Below are 3,368 nucleotides of genomic sequence, written 5' to 3' on the forward strand. Positions count from 1 at the left end.
TTATCCATACCGTGAAGAACGCGGCCATAAATCACTGGCAAAGCCTGTTACCTGCCTGTGGTGTTGATGTTCCAACGCGGGGCAAACATAGTGCTTGCCCAATATGCGGCGGAACTGACCGTTTCCACTTCATTGATGATCACCATAACGGTGACTGGCATTGTCGCCAGTGTGATGAGCCGAATCACGGTGACGGGCTGGATTTAGTGGCAAGGGCGAAAGGGATCACGATTTTTGAAGCCGCTAAGTTAGTTTCTGGTGCGCTGGCGCTTCCCTTGCCAGAATTCAAGCCCGCCAAAGAAAAGCCCCGAACAGTAAAATCCATTGCGGAACGCATCGCGGCGCTGGTTGCAACTTCTGTCACGGGTGAATCTCAATATCTGGCTAAAAAGGGGCTGCAATGCCCCAATCAGCGGTTATTGAAAGACGGCGCTTTATTGCTGGTTACTCAAACTCTGGACGGCACAATCACAGGCGCACAGATCATCAAGCCCAACGGTGAAAAGCGCCTTGTCTCTGGTACGCAGAAAAAAGGCAGTTTTATCCCCGTATCCGAGATTACCGGAACGCCGGACACAATCATCATTACCGAAGGTTATGCAACGGCACTCACTGTCAGCCAGTTACATGAAGGTCGGGTACTGGCGGCGATTGATGAGGGAAATTTATCCGTCGTGGCCGGACTGGTGAGAGAACGGTGGTCAGACGTGAAAATTATCCTTGCTGCTGATAATGACTGGCATGAATCGGGGGAACTGGACAACAACGGCAAGCCGAAGAAGAACGTCGGCAAAATGGCGGCAGAAAAGACCGCTAAAGCGATTACCGGATGGGTCACGTTACCGCCTACGGCATTGAAAGCCGACTGGGACGATTATCGCCAGCATCACGGTATTGAGGCAGCAAAGCAGGCATTTAATCACGGATTATATCAGGTCGGAGGAAAAGCCCCCGTGGACGTAATAGAAGAAGTGGCAGTGATCCACGAAGTGAAGACCAAAAAGGCCAATAACAATCTGGCACAAATGGCTGCCAGTCAGCGCGGGGCACTGCTGGCTGAGCGCTACGGCAAGGTGGCGGTAAGCCTTGAAAGCGAAATGGTTTACCAATATAACGGCGCGATATGGGAAACCGTGTCGGATAACGCGCTGCGCCGCGCAATGGTAGCCATCTTCGACCAACACGAAACCCCTTACAGCCCGAACGGGATCAATAACGCTATTTGTGCCATGAAACTACAAGTGCCGGTTATCGGCGAACAACGGCAGGATTTAATTGGGTTTTGTAATGGGGTGTATGATTTATCAACCAAGCAGTTTTATTCTCACCAGCCGGAACATTGGTTAATGAACCATAACGGCATTGAATTTACCCCACCCACAACCGATGAGAACCTACAGGCTCATGCCCCCGATTTTTATCGCTGGCTGTCCCATGCGGCGGGACGCAATGAAAATAAAATGAATCGAATCAAAGCCGCCCTGTTTATGATTTTGGCAAACCGTTATGACTGGCAGCTATTTATTGAAGTGACGGGCGAAGGTGGCAGCGGTAAAAGCATCTTTACCTATATCGCCACGTTATTAGCGGGTGAGCACAATACCGCCAGTGGCAATATGAGAGCCTTGGACGAAGCACGGGGGCGTTATCAGTTTGTCGGAAAAAGCCTGATTACGCTGCCCGATCAGGTTAAATATGTCGGTGAGGGAGCAGGCATCAAAGCCATTACAGGCGGTGACCTGATTGAAGTTGACGGGAAGTACGAAAAGCAATTTTCTACGGTCATCAAGGCGGTGGTATTAGCCACCAATAACGAACCCATGAGCTTTACCGAACGCAACGGCGGTATTGCACGGCGGCGGGTGATATTCCCGTTTAACCATCCGGTCAAAGAGTCAGAAAAAGATCCGCAATTGGCGGAGAAAATCAGCCGGGAACTGCCTGTCATTATCCGCCATTTATTAAACGAATTTGCCGACCAGAACAAGGCTAAAAAGCGGCTACAAGCGCAACGCGATTCCAACGAAGCGTTAACGGTGAAAAGCCATTCCGATCCGTTATATCGCTTTTGTGGTTATCTGGTTTCCGTCAATGAGGCGACTGGCATGAAGATGGGAAATAAAAATATCAGCCCACGGGCACCGAGAATGTATTTGTATCATGCCTATCTTTCTTTTATGGAAGCGCACGGCTTTGAACGCCCGTTAACCCTGACAAAATTTGGTGAATCGATACCGAAGATTATGCAGGAATACCGGAAGGAATATCGGAAAGTGCGAACCAAGAAAGGCTACATTTATAACGTTGAGCTGTCAGACGAAGCGGAAGAGTGGCTGCCCTCTGTGCCTGAATGCAGGGGCTTTAAATCCCCTGTATAAACTTCTTGAGTTTAAGTCTGCACTCCATGCACCATTTCGAATATCTGACTGTATTTAAAAGAAAATAATAGGTGTATAGTTATTTTTTAACTATACATCAACTCTACATTCTCTTCATTTAGTGTAAAAAAGGGGTGAACAGGGGACACAGTCAGTGAATATCCTATTAATCACGACCAACCCAGAGGTAGCAAGGCTTTCAGGAAATTGTGCACAGGGTGCATAACTGAGAGGGTAAAAAAGATTTTCAGGGGGGTATCTCTGGCAGGAAAATAAAAGCCGGACAAACCAGAAAAGGAAAGCTATCACGTCAACATGATTTTATTTAGGGTATTACCTGAAATTTAAAATAGGTAATTATCTGATTTTGTTTAAGAGGAGACGTTAATCACAAACTTATTGATGTTCTTTTATCCATGCTGGAATCGATAAGAATAACTGTTATATCCTGCTTCATGAAATGCCTTATTGCGCATTGATTGGACATCATGTTACAGGAGAAACACGCATGTCATACCTCATTTACTTGTCGTTAAAAGGCAAGAAGCAAGGTCTTATTTCTGCGGGCTGTTCAACACCCGAATCTATCGGCAACCGGTATCAGGTAGGACGGGAAGATCAGATACAGGTATTAAGCCTCAGTCACGCGATGAGCCGAGACCAGAACGTCAATCATCACCCTGTCAGCTTTGTGAAGCCCCTCGATAAATCCTCTCCCCTGTTAGCGATGGCAATAAACGGTAACGAGTTGTTGGAGGCGAAATTTATGTGTTACCGGATCAATCCAATGGGACAGTTGGAATTTTTTTATGAAATCAAACTGACAGGCGCGAGCATTGTTGATGTTTCCTATCATTATCCGCATTCCATCGACGACAACGGCGCCATGCCGCATGAAGTGGTGATGCTGGATTACAAATCTATTTCATGCAGTCACCTCGCCGCCGGAACGTCGGGTTACAGTATTTCGCAATTAGTTGGACGTGAAGA

2 protein-coding genes are annotated in these 3,368 nt (G+C 47.4%); both read left to right on the forward strand.

Translation table 11 applies throughout. The annotated features are described in order from the left end of the window. Positions 1 to 2 precede the first annotated feature (2 nt). The gene (locus Xmir_RS10295) at positions 3 to 2,378 is read left to right on the forward strand and encodes a primase-like DNA-binding domain-containing protein (RefSeq protein ID WP_099114290.1); all 2,376 of its coding nucleotides are present in this window, start codon (positions 3 to 5) and stop codon (positions 2,376 to 2,378) included. 508 nt (positions 2,379 to 2,886) lie between these two features. Next, positions 2,887 to 3,368, forward strand: a 482-nt coding sequence (locus Xmir_RS10300; RefSeq protein ID WP_099114291.1) for an Hcp family type VI secretion system effector, incomplete at its 3' end; no start/stop codon positions are given.

The organism is Xenorhabdus miraniensis (genome assembly GCF_002632615.1).